14 protein-coding genes are annotated in these 19,029 nt (G+C 39.9%); 8 read left to right on the forward strand and 6 right to left on the reverse strand.

Translation table 11 applies throughout. The annotated features are described in order from the left end of the window. The first annotated feature begins 194 nt into the window (after positions 1 to 194). The gene (locus AAC000_RS17020) at positions 195 to 2,030 is read left to right on the forward strand and encodes a glycoside hydrolase family 3 protein (RefSeq protein ID WP_339724325.1); all 1,836 of its coding nucleotides are present in this window, start codon (positions 195 to 197) and stop codon (positions 2,028 to 2,030) included. Positions 2,031 to 2,085: 55 nt separating this feature from the next. Here AAC000_RS17020 and AAC000_RS17025 read toward each other — a convergent pair whose 3' ends face one another. The 3 genes from AAC000_RS17025 to AAC000_RS17035 all read right to left on the reverse strand — a co-directional run bounded on the left by AAC000_RS17025 (position 2,086) and on the right by AAC000_RS17035 (position 9,170). Then, positions 2,086 to 3,309, reverse strand: a complete 1,224-nt coding sequence (locus tag AAC000_RS17025; protein WP_339724326.1) for an EAL domain-containing protein — start codon at positions 3,307 to 3,309, stop codon at positions 2,086 to 2,088. Between the two features lie 231 nt (positions 3,310 to 3,540). After that, positions 3,541 to 8,544 carry a PAS domain S-box protein gene (locus AAC000_RS17030; RefSeq protein ID WP_339724328.1) on the reverse strand — a complete coding sequence of 1,668 codons (5,004 nt, stop codon included), beginning with the start codon at positions 8,542 to 8,544 and terminating at the stop codon, positions 3,541 to 3,543. A 173-nt stretch (positions 8,545 to 8,717) separates the two neighbouring features. Next, a complete protein-coding gene (locus tag AAC000_RS17035; protein WP_339724330.1) occupies positions 8,718 to 9,170 on the reverse strand; it encodes a MarR family winged helix-turn-helix transcriptional regulator in 453 nt (150 codons plus the stop codon). Between the two features lie 132 nt (positions 9,171 to 9,302). Between AAC000_RS17035 and hmgA the strand changes: the two genes are divergently transcribed. The 4 genes from hmgA to AAC000_RS17055 all read left to right on the forward strand — a co-directional run bounded on the left by hmgA (position 9,303) and on the right by AAC000_RS17055 (position 13,742). Then, entirely contained in the window at positions 9,303 to 10,607 is a 1,305-nt protein-coding gene (hmgA, locus tag AAC000_RS17040; protein ID WP_339724331.1) for a homogentisate 1,2-dioxygenase, read from the forward strand. 109 nt (positions 10,608 to 10,716) lie between these two features. Next, a complete protein-coding gene (gene fahA / locus AAC000_RS17045) occupies positions 10,717 to 12,030 on the forward strand; it encodes a fumarylacetoacetase (protein WP_339724333.1) in 1,314 nt (437 codons plus the stop codon). Positions 12,031 to 12,039: 9 nt separating this feature from the next. Further along, positions 12,040 to 12,669 (forward strand): maleylacetoacetate isomerase, encoded by a 630-nt coding sequence (maiA, locus tag AAC000_RS17050; RefSeq protein ID WP_339724335.1) that lies wholly within the window; start codon positions 12,040 to 12,042, stop codon positions 12,667 to 12,669. A gap of 74 nt (positions 12,670 to 12,743) precedes the next feature. Then, positions 12,744 to 13,742 carry an LLM class flavin-dependent oxidoreductase gene (locus AAC000_RS17055; protein WP_339724337.1) on the forward strand — a complete coding sequence of 333 codons (999 nt, stop codon included), beginning with the start codon at positions 12,744 to 12,746 and terminating at the stop codon, positions 13,740 to 13,742. A 3-nt stretch (positions 13,743 to 13,745) separates the two neighbouring features. On the opposite strand, the gene AAC000_RS17060 is transcribed toward AAC000_RS17055, so the two are convergent. From AAC000_RS17060 to AAC000_RS17070, 3 genes are all read right to left on the reverse strand, one after another. Next, on the reverse strand, positions 13,746 to 14,099 hold the full coding sequence (locus AAC000_RS17060) for a 5-carboxymethyl-2-hydroxymuconate Delta-isomerase (protein ID WP_339724339.1): 354 nt from the start codon (positions 14,097 to 14,099) through the stop codon (positions 13,746 to 13,748). Between the two features lie 92 nt (positions 14,100 to 14,191). Then, on the reverse strand, positions 14,192 to 15,121 hold the full coding sequence (locus AAC000_RS17065) for an alpha/beta hydrolase (RefSeq protein WP_339724340.1): 930 nt from the start codon (positions 15,119 to 15,121) through the stop codon (positions 14,192 to 14,194). Positions 15,122 to 15,280: 159 nt separating this feature from the next. Next, complete coding sequence (locus AAC000_RS17070; protein WP_339724341.1) at positions 15,281 to 16,801, reverse strand: PLP-dependent aminotransferase family protein; 1,521 nt, start codon at positions 16,799 to 16,801, stop codon at positions 15,281 to 15,283. Positions 16,802 to 16,887: 86 nt separating this feature from the next. On the opposite strand from AAC000_RS17070, the gene AAC000_RS17075 reads away from it, so the two are divergent. The 3 genes from AAC000_RS17075 (at position 16,888) to AAC000_RS17085 (ending at position 18,760) form a co-directional block, all read left to right on the forward strand. Then, positions 16,888 to 17,499 carry a GNAT family protein gene (locus tag AAC000_RS17075; protein ID WP_339724342.1) on the forward strand — a complete coding sequence of 204 codons (612 nt, stop codon included), beginning with the start codon at positions 16,888 to 16,890 and terminating at the stop codon, positions 17,497 to 17,499. A 6-nt stretch (positions 17,500 to 17,505) separates the two neighbouring features. Then, a complete protein-coding gene (locus tag AAC000_RS17080) occupies positions 17,506 to 18,114 on the forward strand; it encodes an FMN-binding negative transcriptional regulator (RefSeq protein WP_339724343.1) in 609 nt (202 codons plus the stop codon). Between the two features lie 175 nt (positions 18,115 to 18,289). Next, positions 18,290 to 18,760, forward strand: a complete 471-nt coding sequence (locus tag AAC000_RS17085; protein WP_339724344.1) for an FKBP-type peptidyl-prolyl cis-trans isomerase — start codon at positions 18,290 to 18,292, stop codon at positions 18,758 to 18,760. Positions 18,761 to 19,029: the final 269 nt, after the last annotated feature.

Here is a 19,029-nt window from a genome sequence, read left to right on the forward strand (position 1 = left end):
ATTGTTAACAGTGAAATTTAAGTTGCTGAGGGTATCCATTTTACCCTGCAATCAGTCCATTTTACCGTGTTTGCATTGTGTAATAGTCACATTTAAATATGGTTACTTAGGGTTACAATAGGATTTGTGCGAGACTCTCCTATTATTTGCTTTTATTACAATAACAAAACTCAATGGCGAGTTTGAGATCATTAATGAAAAAAGTACTACAAAACAAATCGATACAACAAAAAGTTGACGAATTGTTGAGCAAAATGACACTCGAACAAAAAATCGGTCAAATGACCCAAGCAGACCGTATGACCTGCTCTCCAGAACAAGCAAAACATTATCATTTAGGATCAATTTTAAGTAGTGCAGGTTCATGCCCTGATGATAATAGCCCCAAAGGTTGGGTAGAAATGAACGATGCTTATTGGCAGGCATCGTCTCACCAAGACTCGCAGCATATAGGTATTCCTATTATTTATGGGCTAGATGCGATCCATGGAAATAATAATGTCAAAGGCGCAACCATATTTCCTCATAATATCGGATTAGGAGCGGCGAACGATCCTAAACTCATCAAACATATTGCTGAAGTCACTAGCAAAGAAGTGTTAGCCACTGGCGTTGATTGGGCATTTGCCCCCAACCTAGCCGTTGCTAGGGATTATCATTGGGGACGCAGTTACGAAAGTTATGCTGAAGATCCAAATTTAGTCACTCTTTATGCCCAAAAGATGATTGAAACCCTACAAGGTAAACTAAAACAAGATAATATTTTAGCCTGCGCCAAACACTGGGTAGGTGATGGCGGCACACAATATGGTGTAGACCAAGGCGATACAATCCTTAGCTGGGAAGAACTTCAAGCAACCCATATTCAACCATATAAAGCCGCAATTAAAGCCGGCGTGCTAAGTATAATGGTGTCTTTTAGTAGCTGGAATGGCGACAAGTGTCATGCTCATAAGTTTTTACTTGTGGATATCCTGAAACAAAAAATGGGATTTGATGGCATTGTCATCTCTGATATGCAAGGCATTGATTATTTAGAAGACGACTTTTATTTGGCGGTAGCACAAGGGGTCAATGCTGGTATTGACATGTTTATGGTACCCAGAAATTGGCAACTTTTCATCGACAATTTACTCAGCCATATTGAACTTGGCACAGTGTCTATTAGCCGAATTAATGACGCTGTCAGACGTATTTTATCGGTAAAGTATGCCTTTGGATTATTTGACAAACCTAGGCCTGCAAAACGCAAATGGTCAAATCACCCTTCATTTGGTTGCGACGAACATCGACAAGTCGCACGCAAAGCAGTTAGAAAATCTTTGGTTTTATTAAAAAACAGTAACAGTATTCTCCCCCTAAAAAAACACGCGCGGATTTTAGTAGCGGGAAAAAATGCAGATAATATTGGTCATCAATGCGGTGGTTTTACTGTTAATTGGCAAGGAGTGTCTGGCAATGAAGAAATTGTGGGAGGCACCTCAATTTGGCAAGGCATTCAAAAGGTGGCCACTCGTTCAGAACTCAGCATAAATGGCGATGGCCTTGAAGCTTCACCTGAATTACATGACCTTGCTGTAGTTGTTATTGGTGAAACCCCTTACGCAGAAGGCATGGGGGATATTCGAGGTGATGATAAAATCATCACCGAAGCCGGTTCACAAATCAATGGCCAAGTAAAAGTATTACGAGCCAGCGGTGATTCTTTAGAGCTCAATAAACTTTATCCTGAAGATCTACAAACAATTAAAAACATCAGTAATAAAGGCGTGCCCGTTATCGCTATCCTAGTTTCGGGAAGACCACTGATTATTGAACAAGAACTCCTTGCATCCAGTGCATTTATAGCTGCATGGCTCCCTGGCTCAGAAGGCCAAGGTGTCAGCGACCTATTATTTGGGGATTATGATTTCACTGGCAAGTTATCTTTCAGTTGGCCAACATTATCGCAAACTAAAGTCAATAAAGGGGACAAGCACTACAACCCCTTATTTCCCTACGGTTTCGGCTTAAGCTATTACTTAAAATAGTCAAAGTGCTGACATATTTAAACTCAGCTTTTTGACTGCAACTCAAAACCAAAAATCAATGTATAGCAGACATCCTAAGGTCAGCCCAATTCAAAGCCTCTTGATACAATAGACCAGACTGTTCCGATTCAATCCCTAATTGCTGACAAAACAGTTCAATATTTGGCCAGTCTGCTTTTTCAAATAATTCACATAATTTTAAAAATTTGGCCGACTCACCTCGTCGATTAGCAATGGCGTCTTTCATTTCTTGATGTAAGGGCAATTTATCCATCAGTTCTTGAATGTCGCCATCAACCATAGCATCGATTAAAGACAATAAACCAATTAAGAACGCAGAAGACTTAGACTGAGTGGGCATGGCTGCTTTCACCATTAATTCACAAAAGCGCCCTCTTGATAAGGACATAGCAGTCAGCTCTTTAGGTTTACCTATTGAAAATTGCGCTGTAAACAACAAACAAATAAAACGTCTTAATTCTTCAAGTCCCAAGACCAATATGGCTTGTCTTATGGATTCTATGGCAGCTTTACGCTTAAAAATAGGAGATTGTACGTAGCGCAATAACTTAAACGCTAAATTAACTTCATCTTCAAAAATGGACGTGATCTTTTTAATATCAAGCTCGTCTTTATTGATTTCAGACATCAAGTTAACAACGGCAACCTGCGAAGGATTAAAAGCGACAGTCTTAATGACTTCAGGTCGACTAAAAAAATAACCTTGAAAATACTCACAACCAATACCTAAGGCGTGTTCAAATTCAGCATAAGTTTCGATTTTTTCAGCCAGTAGTTTTATATCGGGAAAAGAGATGAGTGCTGATTTAATTTCCTGAAATTGCTGTTCTGATGTCAGAGAATAGTCGAGTTTTATAATGTCTACGTAGGGGAAAAAATGCATCCAAGGCGAGCCATGCTCGTAATCGTCTAAGGCTATGGTATAACCCTTTTCTTTTAACTCTTTACAAGCTGCAAGGAGCTTTTTAGTGGGTTTAGCCGTTTCTAGTATCTCTACTACAATTTTCTCTTTGTCTAGCAACAAAGGATAACCGTTTATTAACGAATCGTGGGTAAAGTTGATAAAGGCCAATGAACCTTGAGTTAAACTTTCTAAACCCAAATTATATTCTAATCCGTCAATTATTTTGGCAGTGGCTTCTTCCTCACTAATATTTTTTGGAAAAAAGTTTTCTAAACTATTGCGAAGCAATAATTCATAGGCGAATAGGTTTTTGTTGGTATCCAAAATAGGCTGGCGTGCCACATAAAAATTCAAAATAATTTAATCCACTTAAGATGACTAATCATAATTTACACCCTTAAAATTATTTAAGGGTAGCGTACCAAAAATAAAGGAACCTTTCTATGAACTATGAGCTTGCAACAATAATATTGGCTCTTCAAGGAAAAAAACGGTCGCTATTGATACACCTCAACATAAAACGGCAACTCGCTTATACGGGATCTCTATAGGTTCAGATCAATTCACAGATGACTCCCGTAAATATCAATTATGCAAATGTGAATAAATCACCCTAAGAGTATGGTTTAAAGAACGTTGCACTGTAGGCCATGATATGGCGATATTATCTACAAGTCCCTCTCGGCAATCGGCTTCCAACCTAGTGACCACATCCGTTAATGCCTCAGAATTGACTTTATTAGCCACTAATACTAGCTTACGAGCGCCCTTTAAAATAGATGTGACATCATCTTCGTCTACAGCATTATCAGTTTCTTTGATGCCGTTTTCCAACTCTTGCATCAACTCATTTAACGCAATTGGTAGTGGTTTAGTGACATTTTGATTTTGTAAATAGGGCAACAAATCAAACCAAATTTTGGGGTTAGTTGGCATCGCAATTTTTGCGATTTCAGAAGGTGTATTATTTTCTTGAACAGGCTGTTGTTCTATCGCTTGTTGCAGCTCCACTTTATGGGCAGATAATAACGCGTTTTCCTGTTCAGCTAGTTTAGCCTGATTAGACTCCAACTCTTGTTTAGCTTGCTGTAAGGCACTTTCTTTGTCACTTAATTGAGATTGACTGTTGTGTAAATCCTGTTCCAGTTTTTGTAGTTGCGCAGCTAATTCAGCATGATCACTGTGTTGATCATGTAAGCTCTCTTTACTGTTTGAGTATTCTTGTTGCACTGCCTGTAATTGTTCAGTGAGTTGAACTTGTTTTTCTTCAAGAGAGTGAATATTTTGTTCACTGCCCAGCAGGCTTTGTTGTTGCTCTTCGAGTTGTTGTTGTAACTTACGCTCATGTTCTTCTTGTTGTTGTATTCGCTGTTGTAACTGCTCAGCTTGATTACGTGCCTGATTCAGTTCATCTTGCAGTTTTTGCTCCCCTGATTGGGTTTCTGACACTTGTGATTCGGCTTGTTGCAGTTGTTGTAAGTTACCTTCTAGTTTCTGTTGCATTAGGCTGTTTTGTTTTTCAGCTTCCACTAAGGCTTGTTGTAATTGTACCTTCTGTTGTTCGATTTCTGCATGATGTTTACGCCATTGCTCATCACTACCTTCAATCATTTCTTTTTGTTTAACCGCACGGCTTTCAACATCAGTTAATTCTACGGTCAACTGTTCAAGTTTCTGTTGCTGTTCTAAGCGTGCCAGTTTTTCATCGTCTGCTTGACGTTTAATTTCGTCCAAGTTGCCTTGAGTATCCTGTAATTGTTGGCGTTTAGCTTCAACTTCATCTTGTAAGGCTTGTTGTTGTTTTTGCCAATCTTGGTCGCTTTGAGCTATTTTTTGTTGCTGTTGAGAACTTTGTTGCTCCATTTCTTGAAGCTCACTCTGCAATTTTTCCAACAGCGCTTGTTGCTGTTCTTTCTCGGCTTTTTCAGCTGCCTTTTCTGCCTCGGTTTGCTGCTTAGTTTGTGACAACAACAGCTCTGTTTGTTGCAATAGTTCCTGTTTAGAGATGAGTTCTTGTTGCACTTTTTGTTGTTGTAACTGCCACTCTTCATCACTTTTTGCCATCTGCTGTTGCTGCTGAGCATTACGTGCTTCCATTTCACTTAGCTCTCGTTGCAACTTTTCGAACAAGGTTTGTTGTTGTTTTTTCTCAGCTTCGGTTTGTTCTTTGGCGTGGTTTAAATTGCTCTGTGTTTCTTGCAACTGTTGCTGCTTAGCTTTGAGTTCTTGCTGCATGTTATCTTGCTGCAGCTGATATTCCTTATCCCTTTGGGCAATTTGTTGCTGTTGCAGGGTGTTACGCTGCTCGACTTCTGCGAGTTCAGCTTGGAGTTTTTCAAACAGTGCGAGTTGTTGCTCTTTATCGGCTTTTTCCGCTTCGCTTTGTTCCTTAGCTAGCTGCAAAGTCCGCTCAGTTTCTTGTAATTGCTGTTGTTTAGCCGCTAACTCTTGGTGGATTTTTTGCTGCTGTGCCTGCCATTCTTGCTCAGTTTCTGCCATTTTTTGCTGTTGTTGCAGACTATTATTTTCCATCTCAGACAGTTCTTGTTGCAAAATCTCTAATTGATTTTGCTGCTGCTCTTTAGCCTCTTTTTCTTTCTCAGCCGCTTCTTTTGTTTCATCTAATGCTTGTTGAGTTTCTTGCAATTGCCGTTGTTTAGCTTCCAATTCAAGCATGAGTTGGCTTTGCTGTTGCTGCATATCACCTTTTTGTTGGTTCGACATTTCTTCGAATTTTTGCATTTCATTTTGCAAATGTTCAACATGGCGTACTTTATTAGTTAACTCTGACTCGGCTAATTTATATGTCTGTTCTAAATTTCTACGTTGCTTTTCAGCTTCTTCACTGGCCTTACGTTGATTAACTAGCAATTGCCGCAGTTTTTCAGTGGTATTCCCAGAACTGTTCAACTCCGACTGCAAGGAGGTTATTTGCCCGCCCACTTCATTAATTTGTAAGTCTTTTTGTTCGATAGACTCTTTAAGTCCATTAATTTCTGACACAAAGTCATCCATTTTGTTTTGTTGGTTAACTTGTTCTTGTTTAAGAATTTCGGCGTTACGCTCACTTTCAAGCAATTCCTGTTGTGCCGTTTTATACTTTTTCTCACTGTTTTGTAGGGCATCGGATATTTGGTTTCGCTGAGCCTGCAAGCCTGATACTTTAGCCGTAGACTCTTGTAACTGAGATGCCAAGGCACTGTTAGCTTGCTGTGCCTCACTTAACTGCGAGCGACTTTGATTGTAATCTTGCTGCAGTTCTTGCAGATTATCGGTAACATGCTGGTGAGCCTGTTGTAAATCGCTGAATTCACTTTGTTTTTCAGATAAATCGTCTTGAGCAGCTTGTAGTCTTGACTCTGTATCAGCCAAATTTTTCATCTTAGACGCTAACTGATCTTGGCTGTTTCGCAACAGCTGCTGCTTTTCAGCCACTTCTTTCTCAGCAGCTTGATGTAAGTTTATTGCCTCAATACGTGCTTCATCTGCTTGCTGCAAATCTCTAAAGTCAGTCCAAATACATAGAATTGAATCGAAGTCTTGTCCTTTATACATAGGCACATAAGTCGCTTGGCAAGGTAATGGGTCTTTGCCCACTCTATGTTCCCATTGTAATGATTTAGCTTGCCCTTCTAACTTCACCTTTGTTATATGTCGTTCTAGCTCTTCAGATGCTTGTTGGTCTAGGTTTAATTCAGTGGAAAAAGGGGTGCTACCAAATAACTCATGCTCTTCTTCTACATTAAAAAAGGCACAAGCGGCAGGGTTTAATTTACTAAAACCTTGCTCGCCCAAAATTGCCATAGGCATACTACTGTGTTGCAACAAACTATCAAATTTGTCCTGATGAAATTGTTCTTTGGTACGATCCGATATCCAGCACAAGTATTCTTGTGTTTCTTTATTGAGTATATCGACATGTAACTCACTGGGGTGCAATTCGTCATTTTTACCTTTTAATTGCGCCACAAAACCACGCAACCTCCCAGTCTGATGAATTTGTTTAGCTGCCTTGCCGGCATTACTAGAATCATTAAATAGCTGGTAGAACGTATCTTTTTTTAGTTCTCTTTCACTTAGTCCTAAACGGTCGGTCATCGCAATATTAGCTCTAACAATACGATCTTCAGAATCAATTGTGGCGACAGCAACAGGTGCAAGATCCAATATAGTAATAAAATGTTTTCGCTCTTGCTCCAACTGTTTTTTAGCAAGATTAAGTTCTGTCACATCTTGAATCACTCCCACTACCCCAGCTCGTTTTTTATTCAAACCTGCAAAAAACTTTAATTTTAGTTTAAGGGTGTGCAATACCTCATCAGGCAACATTAGTTCGAATTCTTTATCGTGCCCTACATTTACAGCACTGAAATTTGTACTGTTTTCAGTATGTAAACGACTAATTTCTGGAGGCAATATGTCTAAATCTTGTATGTTTTTATTTTCTAATTTTGATAGTTTTTGTTTAAACAACAACTCAAAAGCTGAATTACAGGTTTTAAACTTACCCTGCTCATCAAGCATATAAACGGGATTAGAACTGGTTGCTAACAGAGTGTTAACCTGTTGCTGGCTGGCTTGATGCAAGCTTTTATAATGATCCAATTCTGATAGGTTTTGTACCAAAAAATCCAAACGTGTGGTTTCACCTTTAGCATTTTTATTGCTGCTTAGGCCAGTCAATCTAAGGGTAATAGTGTTTTGATGTTGCGCTTCTTTTGGCTCACTCCCCTGACTAACGGTTTGATTTTTATCGATCTGCAGAAACGCACAACTCATGTCCATTTGATGTTTGGTCTTACTTAATTCTAAGGTCTGCTCCCACTCCATGGTTGCTTTGCTATTAAGCATTTTTTTTAACTGATTGAGCTCACCATTCATAGGTTCTGCTGCTAACAAAAAATCAGCAAACAGCTGGTCTGAAGTAAAAGTATTTGATTCAAAGTCAATGGTTAGTTTTGCTAAACCACTTTGAAACAAACCTTCATTTAGGCTAGTAAGGCTAGAAGATTGTTGATCTATTTGGTGCTGAAAATTGCTTATATCAGCTACAGAAATAACACTAGCGATACCATCATTCACCACCGACTGCTTACTGAATCCTAATTGTAAATGACGCCTACTCGCAGCCACATAGGTTTGTAGAGGCTTATACTGATTCGATGCTAAAGCGGCACTAATAGATTCTTGCACATCGTCAGAAAACATCTCAAGCAAGGGTCTAGAAATTAACTTATCTTCTTTACTGCCTAGAAAAAATGCGGCGACTCTATTCGCAAAAATAATTTCGCCAGCTTCATTGACGTGCAACATGCCGACCTTAAAATCATTAAACAATGCTTGTTTATCTGCCAGTTTTTGGTTGTGTTTTTGCTGTTTTTTACGGAAGTTACTTAGCTGAATTTTAAAAACAATCACTAATACGCATAATAAAGCAACCACAATAGCTAAGGCCATTAGCCCCACTTTTATGGTGCCAGGACTTTGTTCAAGTACTTTTTGGCTAATCGCAAAACTTGCTGGGCTAACCAATACCAAAACAATGCATAAAACCTTTAAAAACAAACTGTTCCAAACACGGAAGTCCATTACACACTTTCCAAATAAACTAAACACAAGGTTGCAGAATATAGCAGTGAAATACAGGTAAATAGTAGTGATAGTGCAACAAAGTATGAAGTTTAATACCAAGAATCGATGTTTTTTATTAGCGCAACTTTCTCGGGAGGGTTGCTAGCATCACAATATCAACAAATTATTCTTCAAATTAGCAAGACTTGTTTATCTAATTTTTCCAAAATTTCCATTAATTTCTTATGTTCACCTTGCTCCAAAACGGCTATTAGTTGCCTTTCCCACTGTAACGCTTTAGGTGCAATTTTTTGATATAGCGTCTTACCTTGAGTCGTTAACGACAGGTAGGCCGCGCGATTATCTTTTTTGTCTGTGACTTTATATAAATAGCCTTTACTTTCTAAGGTTTTCACCGCCCGGGATACTTTTGATTTATCCATAGAGGTGATGTTACTAATGTCCTTGGAGTACAACTTTTGTTGTGCGGCTAACTGTGCCAATACGCGCCACTGTGCAATAGTGATATCAAATTCATCTTTATAGATTTTCGATAACCCCAGACTTATATTGGCTGCCAAATGTACCATTCGGTAGGGTACAAATTGCTCGAGTTGCACTACTTCACCTTGGATATTTTGCATTTTTTAACTCACCTGCTCTACGTAAAGAATAAAGTACACCACGAATAAACTGAATAAAATTGATTCTATTAACAATATAGTTTCATATGAGACTATATTGAAAACATATCCGTATGGCAACGAGGAAATCCGATGATTAAGCCAAGTGATATTTGTTATTCCTCAGGGTTTAACAACGAACATGAATCAGAAGCCTTACCAGGCGCATTGCCTATTGGCCAGTTTAATCCTCAAAAGTGTGCATACGGTTTGTATGCAGAACAATTTAGTAGCACCGCCTTTACTGCCCCAAGACATGAGAATCGCCGCACCTGGATGTATCGTATTCGGCCATCAATCAGCATGGGAGACTATAGTGTTATTGATAAAGGGTTAGTGCGCACAGCACCATTAAGCGGCGCGCCTTGCCCTCCCAATGTAATGCGCTGGAACCCGCAACTTATACCAGATACCCCAACTGACTTTATCGATGGCTTAATTACTGTGGCAGCAAATGGCGACGCCAAAACGCAAATAGGTATGGGTATTCATCTCTATTGTGCGAATAAAGCTATGGACAATCGGTATTTTTGTAATGCAGATGGCGAGTTGTTATTTGTGCCACAACAAGGTGAATTAGTCGCTCGTACTGAATTAGGATTACTCCATGTAAAACCCGGCGAGATTATGGTTATTCCCCGTGGAATTAAGTTTCAAATAGAACCTACAAGTCAAGCTATTCGTGGTTATATTTGCGAAAACTATGGTGCTCTATTTACCTTGCCAGAAAGAGGGCCAGTGGGTGCCAATGGATTTGCGAATCAACGAGATTTTCAGTATCCGACCGCCAGTTTTGAAGATAAGCAACAAGCCAGTAAGTTAATCACTAAGTTTTGTGGTGAGCAGTATCAAGCTGATTTAGAGCATTGCCCACTAGATGTGGTGGCATGGGTAGGCAATAGCGCTCCTTATAAATACGATTTGTCACGTTTTAATGTCATTAATACAGTCAGTTTTGATCATCCAGACCCCTCCATTTTCACAGTTTTAACTTCTCCATCTGAGACACAAGGTACAGCCAACATCGACTTTGTAGTTTTTCCTCCACGCTGGATGGTAGCTGAAAATACCTTCAGGCCACCTTGGTATCATCGTAATGTCATGAGTGAGTTTATGGGATTAGTACATGGCGTATATGACGCTAAAGAAAAAGGTTTTGAACCCGGAGGCATGAGTTTACACAACTGTATGACGCCTCATGGACCAGAAGCTGATGTATTTGAAAAAGCCTCAAATGGCGTTCTGTCGCCACAAAAATATGCGAATACTTTGGCATTTATGTTTGAGTCTCGTTATGTCATTGCCCCCACAGAATTTGCAATACAAGCAACAACAAGACAAAAAGACTACCTTAGTTGTTGGGGAAATCTAAACAAACATTTTAACGGACAGGCTTAAAAGCAGCTTAAAACTTCTAGCTAGAAGCTAGAGGCTAGAGGCGAGAAGCTAATAAATAGTATCGCGGGGCCGTCGGCATCGTTCTAAGAAACAAATTGAGAGAAAAAATATGTTAATGATCAATGAAACACATGATGTCAATCTCACTAGTTGGGTGACCAGTGCCAATTCGAAAAGTGATTTTCCTATTCAAAATTTACCTTTTGCAATAGTTAAACGTAAAGGCCAAAAAGAAGCATTTAGAGGTGGAGTAGCCATTGGCGATCAAGTCATAGATTTAGCCGCGGTTGCAAAACTCAAGTTATTCAGTGGTGTCCCCCAAGAAGCATTAGAAGCGGCCAGTCAATCAACTTTAAATGACTTAATGGACCTAGGGGATGAAGCCAACTCTGCACTAAGATTGGCATTATCTAAAGCACTAAGAGCGGATTCCCCTTTACAAACTGCATTAGCGCCAACATTAATATCCCAAGGAGATATCGAGTTTGGCATGCCTTGCCAGATTGGCGACTATACTGATTTTTATACGTCGATTTATCATGCCACTGCGGTAGGCAAATTATTTCGCCCAGACAACCCCTTGTTACCTAACTATAAATGGATCCCTATTGGCTATCATGGACGATCTTCCACTATAGGCATTTCAGGTCAACAGTTTCACCGCCCAGTTGGGCAAACCAAAGCTCCCGATGCCCTTGAGCCAAGTTTTGGGCCGTGCAAACGTTTGGATTACGAATTAGAAATGGGATTATTTGTTGGCAAAAGTACTCAGATGGGCGAAATAATAAAAATAGAAAATGCAGAACAACATCTGTTTGGAGTGTGTATTTTTAATGACTGGTCGGCCCGTGATATTCAAGCTTGGGAATACCAGCCGTTAGGACCTTTTTTAGCTAAGAGTTTTGCCTCGACTATTTCACCTTGGATAGTCACTATGGAAGCCTTAGCCCCTTATCGCAGCGAGTTTACGCGACCAGAAACAGATCCTCAAACTATGTCCCATCTGACTAGCGAACATAATAGTCGCTATGGTGGCCTAGACATCGACTTAAGTTGTTTTATTCAGACCAAAACTATGCGTGAAAACCAGCAAACAATGGCACAACTGTCGCAATCTAACTTTAAATATTCATATTGGACTCCAGCACAATTAATAACTCATCACGCCAGTAATGGCTGTGCTATGCGTTCTGGGGATCTATTGGGTTCGGGTACACAATCTGGGCCAACAGATGAAGAAGCGGGTTCTTTACTTGAATTAAGTAAAGGAGGTAAAACCCCTGTTGACTTACCCAATGGTGAAAAACGCACATTTTTAGAAGACGGTGACAGCATAATTATGCGCGCTTCTTGCAGTAAACAAGGGGCCGCGAGAATTGGTTTTGGAGAAGTGGAAGCAACGATTTTACCCGCTATTGTGTAGGCCTTAAATATGAAACTATATAGTTACTATCGCTCATCTGCTGCTTATCGGGTCAGAATTGCCTTAAATTTAAAGCAGATTGAACACAGTATTGAGCCGATTAACCTGATAAAAAATGAACACAAAAGCGCCGACTATATAACTAAACAACCACAAGGATTAGTGCCTTGTTTAGAAACCAATAATGGCCAGTTTTTAGCACAATCTGGCGCCATACTGAGTTATTTAGATACACTATACCCAAATGTAAAGTTGTTACCGGCCGATCCCTTTCAGGCCGCGAAAATGCAAAGTTTTGTGGATATTATTGCATGTGATATCCATCCTATCTGCAATTTGCGGGTGCTGAATTATCTTACTGAGCAACTTAATATAGAGGGTGAGCAAAAGTTAACTTGGTATCGTCATTGGGTCACTGTTGGATTGTCTGCGCTGGAAACAATGCTCGATGAATCAAGCTACAGTTTTGGGGAAGATGTCACATTAGCAGACCTGTATTTAATCCCACAGCTATACAACGCTTTACGATTCGAAGTTGAAATGAGTGCATTTCCCAAATTGTACAATGTCTATCAATGTTGTAATCAACTAGAGGCATTTATTAACGCCAAACCAGAAAACCAAACAGATGCAGTGTAACGTCATTAAAGAGCGACTCGTAAGATTCACTTATGGTAATGTTTATCTACTATTTTTATTTTTTCAGGCTACTTATGACTCTGCCATTCTCAATACTTGATCTTGCTCCAATTGCCGAAGGTTCAAGCATTGCCGACGCCCTTGATAACTCACGTAAATTGGCTATTCAGGCTGAAAAATCGGGGTATAACCGAGTCTGGTTAGCAGAGCATCATGGTATGTTTGGTGTGGCCAGCTCAGCGACCGCCATTGTTTTAGCTCACATTGCTGCTGCAACCTCTAAAATTAGAATTGGCTCTGGTGGCGTGATGTTACCTAACCATTCCCCTTTAGTGATAGCGGAACAATTTGGTACCTTAGCTACATTATATCCCGATAGAGTCGATTTAGGATTAGGACGAGCTCCAGGAACAGACATGGCTACTGCTAGAGCCTTACGACGTAATCTGACGTCTGAGGTAGATAATTATCCTGAGGATATTCGTGAACTACAACATTATTTAGGCGAACCTAAGGTCGGGCAGAATATTGTGGCTGTGCCAGGTGCGAACACCCATATTCCAATTTGGTTGTTAGGATCAAGTTTGTATAGTGCTAAGCTCGCTGGGCAATTTGGACTACCCTACTCTTTTGCATCACACTTTGCCCCAGAGCAACTCTTCGACGCCATCAGTCTCTACCGTGGATCCTTTCAAGCATCAGAGCAATCTCAGAAGCCCTATATGATGGCAGGACTAATGGCCGTAGTGGCCGATACTGACGAAGAAGCTAACTATTTATTTAGCTCCGTGCAGCAACAATTTATGAATTTACGCCTTGGAGTTAATCGTCCGTTTGCCAGACCTGTGGATGATATATCAACAATCTGTACGGCAGCAGACCAAGCAATGTTAATGAATATTTTACGTTACGCCATGGTAGGCTCTAAACAAACAGTCACAGATAAACTAAGGCAATTTATTGAAGCCACAAAAGTAGATGAAATCATTGTTTCTATGCCAATCCATGATATCCATGCCCGAATAAAAAGTGTGCAGATGTTGGCAGAAACGGACCTGATGCTGAAAAGTTAAATTTTAGGATCTACCTTCATAGGTAAAATCCACAAAACTACTGCGATGAATATCCACAATTTCCACGGAAACAAAAACACTATTTAGGCCTAAGGCTTTAAGGGGTTCCATCACGGCCTTGGATATTTCAGCTTTTTGTAGGTCTGTGCGGCCACTTAAGATGTGTGCAGTCACATGCAAAAAGTCATTGTATTTATCGTGCAAACGAAAATATGGGCGAGGCTCTATGCGCACTTTTATCGCTTCTGGTGGAAAATGTCCGCTGTTTTTTGCGCCTTTAAATATCTTATCCATCAGGGTTTCAGGGGTAATTTGTTGGGTAAGGGTTCCACTGAATTCGATTACAAAATTTGGCATACCTAAACTCTTTAAAAATAAAATTCCTTGGAGTGATTATACAGTGCTTTGCACATTCGCTGGCAACTGCATTTCAACAATAACCTACTACTTTATGTGCGTAAAAAACTAAGAATATCTTTGGACACACGTTTCACATCCTCAACCATAGGCATATGCCCAAGATCTTCATATATATGGGTTGTAGGATTAAGCATGGTTCTCCAATGTGTGTAATCGGCAACAGGCAACAACTTGTCGTTAAGCCCCCAAATCAACATGGCGTTAGGGTAGTCAAATCGATGCTCAATCGAATAAAAATCCTGTAAGTCAAAAAATTGCTTAAACATATGGGAATATTGCTCGCGTTTAGCGATATATTGTCTTGCTAAGGCACGTAGAATAAATATGGGTACATAGGGAGGTTTGGACATGATGCGATCGTAAAAATCAAAAAAATCTTGCTCAACTTGATGCGCAAATGGATTGACCTGAGTCTCAACCAAATGTTGTGCATATGCTGATTTGGCTCCAGCAGGATCAATCAAAACTGACTTCTCTACTCTTTCTGGTATATCAACAATGAGTTTGGCTGCCATTAACCCCCCCATTGAATTACCCACAACACTAAATCGCTTTATCTGCAATTGATCCACTAACCCTATTAACATGCGACACTGGCTGGGCACAGAATAATTATCATTGGGGTCATAAGCGGTTTTACCATGTCCTTTGAGATCCGGAATAAGCAACTGAAAGTCTGCAGAAAACCTCTTGGCAAATCGGTTCCAAACATAGTTGTCCCCACTGAATCCGTGTAGCAGCACTAACACCGGCTTATCTGCATTGAAGTCTTGGGTGTTGCTAAGATAAAATACTTCGAGCCCGTCAATTAAGCGGCTGTAACAACTTAGTCCTGCTCGTTTTGCTTCTAAACAATTAATGAAATAAAACAGTGATTTAGTGATAGCCGTACGACGTCGTTTTGTCGATATCGTCATTAGCAAAGCGATAATTACCACAATAATAAAGACCGAAGTCATAGTTGTTTCCTGCCCCTTTTCTAGATCAATACCTTGGTCTAGCTGAATATTTGTCTTGAACCTTAGATTAACCGCACAGTCCCATACCACTATTATTGCGACGATCTTCGCTGAACTTGCTTATAATAGATCGTTATGGCCTCAAAAGCTCGCGTCGATTCATGTCATTGCCCTAAGTGAAACTGCGCCTCTTCGGTAAAAATTAGTGTCTCTATTGTTTAAACTATTCACTAATAATTCAATACCGCTGGCAAATTTACTTTGATTCATGCCGGCAAACCCCAAACGGATAAAACTATCTTGAGCATTTTTTTCATGCAACTGCAGCTGTTTTTCATGTTGGATATAAATCCCTATATCTTGACATTTTTTCGCTAATAACTCAGCACTTAGTCGTTGCCCCTTTTCATCACACACTGGCATTAATTTTACCCAAAGCGCCATGCCACCATCAGGGATTTCAAACTCAAAACAAGGGTATTGCTTCAACACTGCAATAGCGTGATCTCTGCGTTGCAGATTGAGCCTAGTGGTTCGCCTTAAATGACGTTCAAACCCACCATTGGCCATCCACTTAGCCAAAGCTGATTGCATTAAAACGTTACTTTTATGGCAAATCAATAAGCGGTATTCTGTCACCGCTTTAGCCAGAGCTTTGTTTACCGCCATAATCCCAATTCTGGCACCAGGAAACATGATTTTTGAAAACGTAGAGATATAAATGACCAGCTGTGCAGGATCTTGGGTAGCCATGGGCGCAAGAGGCTGACATCGATAATGAAACTCATGATCATAATCATCTTCAATGATGGGGATATTGTGTTGTGCTGCCAGTTGATAGATGCGCATTCTGCGACTCACAGATAATGTCACAGTAGTGGGATATTGATGCAAAGGTGTAAGGTAAATCAACCTAACGTTACCCTGCAATATTTGCACCTCTAAGTCTTTATGGCACATCCCTTGTGCATCTTGTGTTATTCCTACTAACTCAGCGCCAGCGCTTCTAAATGCCGCCATAGCCGGAGGATATCCCAGCTTCTCAATTGCCACTTTGTCACCTGTTTTTAGAAACAAATGTGCAACAATAAACAATGCTTCCTGGGAGCCATTTGTGATCACTATTTCTCGATCGGTAATCGCTCTGGACTTACGCAAATAAATCCTCACTTGCTCAATCAATTCTGGAGTGCCAGCACTTTGCCCATAGCTCAACTGCGCAGTATTAGGTCTGTTCAGTACGTCAGACGTGCACCGCTTAAATTCATCAAAAGGAAACAAAGATAAATCTGCTTGGCCACCAGCAAAGTTAAACTCAAAGTCATTGGCGGGATAAGTTGGTAACTGCATCCCCGAGCGTACTAGACGGTAGTCGATAGGACTGAGATTGACCGCCACAGCTTTAAAAGTGGAGTTTTGGCTTTTCTCAATCGGTAAATTCTCTACCACTTTATAGCCTACCCTCTGAATAGACTCTATCCAACCTTCAGCCACCAATTCGGCCAATGACTTCATTACAGTATGCCTGTTTAAGCCTAAATCTTGGCTAATGGATTTAACCGATGGTAATTGATCACCCGAAGTCAATTGCCCTTGTTTAATCGCCTCTCTAACCGTTTCTGCAAGTTGCAAATATTTGGGCTGAGTACTGTTTACATTTTGTAATTTAAATACTTTCACTGGTCTAGTTAAAAAATATAAATTGGTTGATTTAATTAGACCAAAATAACTTAATAATAGCCAACACAATAATGAGGAGAACAATAATGGCACTTGAGAACATAACACTTGAAGATGAATACGTGGCTCTTCAACCTATGCACACGAGTCATATAGAAAAATTATATTGTGCAGGAAAGGACCCCAGTATCTGGAAATGGACCACAGCGAAATACTGTGAAACCTTAGACTCAACTCAGCAGTGGGTAGCGTCTTGTTTAGAAAATGCGCGCCAGAATAGTCAGCAACCTTTTGTCATAGTAGATAAAACCCAAGACAAAATTGTGGGGTCAACAAGTTACTTGAATATTTTCTTAGAGCATAAAGCCATTGAAATTGGTTTTACCTTTTTAACGCCCAGCGCTCAAAGAAGTTACGTCAACCGTCGCTGCAAACTATTATTGTTAACCCATGCATTTGAAACATTGCATCTCAATAGAGTGGCATTACAAACTCATGAAAAAAACCAGCGTTCTAGGACAGCCATTTTAGCCATAGGTGCTACTTTTGAAGGTATTCACCGTGATTGCCGTATTCAACAAGATGGCAGCATTCGCAGCAGTGCAATCTACAGCATTATCAAACCAGAGTGGCCACAAGCTAAATTGGATTTGATCGCTAAGTTGACCCATCCAACAACAAAAATGACGGAGTCATAATCCCAGATGTTTATTCCCAATTCATTCCAAATGAAAGCGTTAACTGATAAACATAAGTTTATTGAGGAGTTTGGTTTTGGGGTAATGGTATCCTCCACTGAAGACTTATTGGCCACACACTTACCCTTTGTCCTAAATGCACATGAAGCAGAACAAGGGGTGTTGTATGCTCACTGTGCCAAAGCCAATCCGCATTGGAAAAACCTAGAGGGTAAGACAGTACTCGTGATATTCACTGGACCACATGCCTACATTTCCCCAAGTTGGTATATGAGTACACCTGCGGTCCCTACTTGGAACTATACTGCTGTTCACGCCTATGGCGTTGTCACCTTGCTCAATGCTCAAGAGACACTTACAGCAGTGGATCAAGTAGTTGAAAAATACGAACCGCAATTACTGGTAAAAAAAGACATAGTCACCGAAAAGATTAAACACAAAATGTTAGCGGGAATTGTTGGTTTTAAAATCGAACTAACCCAAATTGAAGGCAAATCAAAGCTGGGGCAAAACAGAAGTAAAGAGGATCAAGCTGGTATTTACAACGCCCTGAGCAATTCTAGTGATTTTGATGATTTAGCGCTAGCAAACTATATGCATGGGCACAAAAATTGATATTTAATATCTTTGAAAGGCTCTCAACTTTTATACCCTTAGTTTAGTTATTGTAAAATCTCTTCCCACAATGACGAAACGTTAATCTTAGGTAGTCATAAATAAGAAGTCTTAGCGTAAGAATAATCGGGTGTTAGAATACTAAACTTTAATTATAATGACGTTAGGAAGAGTGATGAAATATATTGTTGTAGCTGTAGTCATTGCATTAGTGGTTTTTTACTTTGCTAGAAACGCAGTTAATAAAAAAGCAGCGCTTGAGAATATTGCTATAGGAAAAGACTTCTTAGAAAAAAATAAAGCTAACCAAGATGTGCAAGAAACGGCTTCTGGTTTGCAATATCAAGTTTTACAAAAGGGTCAAGGAGAAAGTCATCCAAGTGCCAGTTCAACAGTAAAAGTGCATTACCATGGTTTATTATTAGATGGCACTGTATTTGATAGCTCTGTTGACCGAGGTGAGCCTATCAGCTTTCCTTTGAATCAGGTAATAAAAGGTTGGACAGAAGGGGTTCAATTGATGGTGGTGGGTGATAAATTTAAATTCTTTATCCCCTCTGACCAAGCCTATGGCAATAGATCGACGGGAAAAATATCTGCAGGTTCTTTGCTTATTTTTGAAGTAGAGCTTTTAGAAATTCAATAAGTTTGTTTTTCCACAGAGTATTCTTTATTAGATTGTGAATACTCTTGTTAACATAATTAGTTGTAGCAGCGCACATTTAATTTAACGATTGCGAGAGTAAGCATTAGCATATTTTGGCAGGACGGTAAGAGCGATCAGAAGTCAGCCAACGACGTTCACACCTATTGCTGGTTTAATTAGATTGCAGTCAGTGACATCCTCTCGTATATCTACTGTCATTCCCGCGAAGGCGTAATACTGTTCGTTTAAGGCTTTTTCTTTAAATGTGC

The organism is uncultured Paraglaciecola sp. (assembly GCF_963977085.1).
GTDB lineage: Bacteria > Pseudomonadota > Gammaproteobacteria > Enterobacterales > Alteromonadaceae > Paraglaciecola.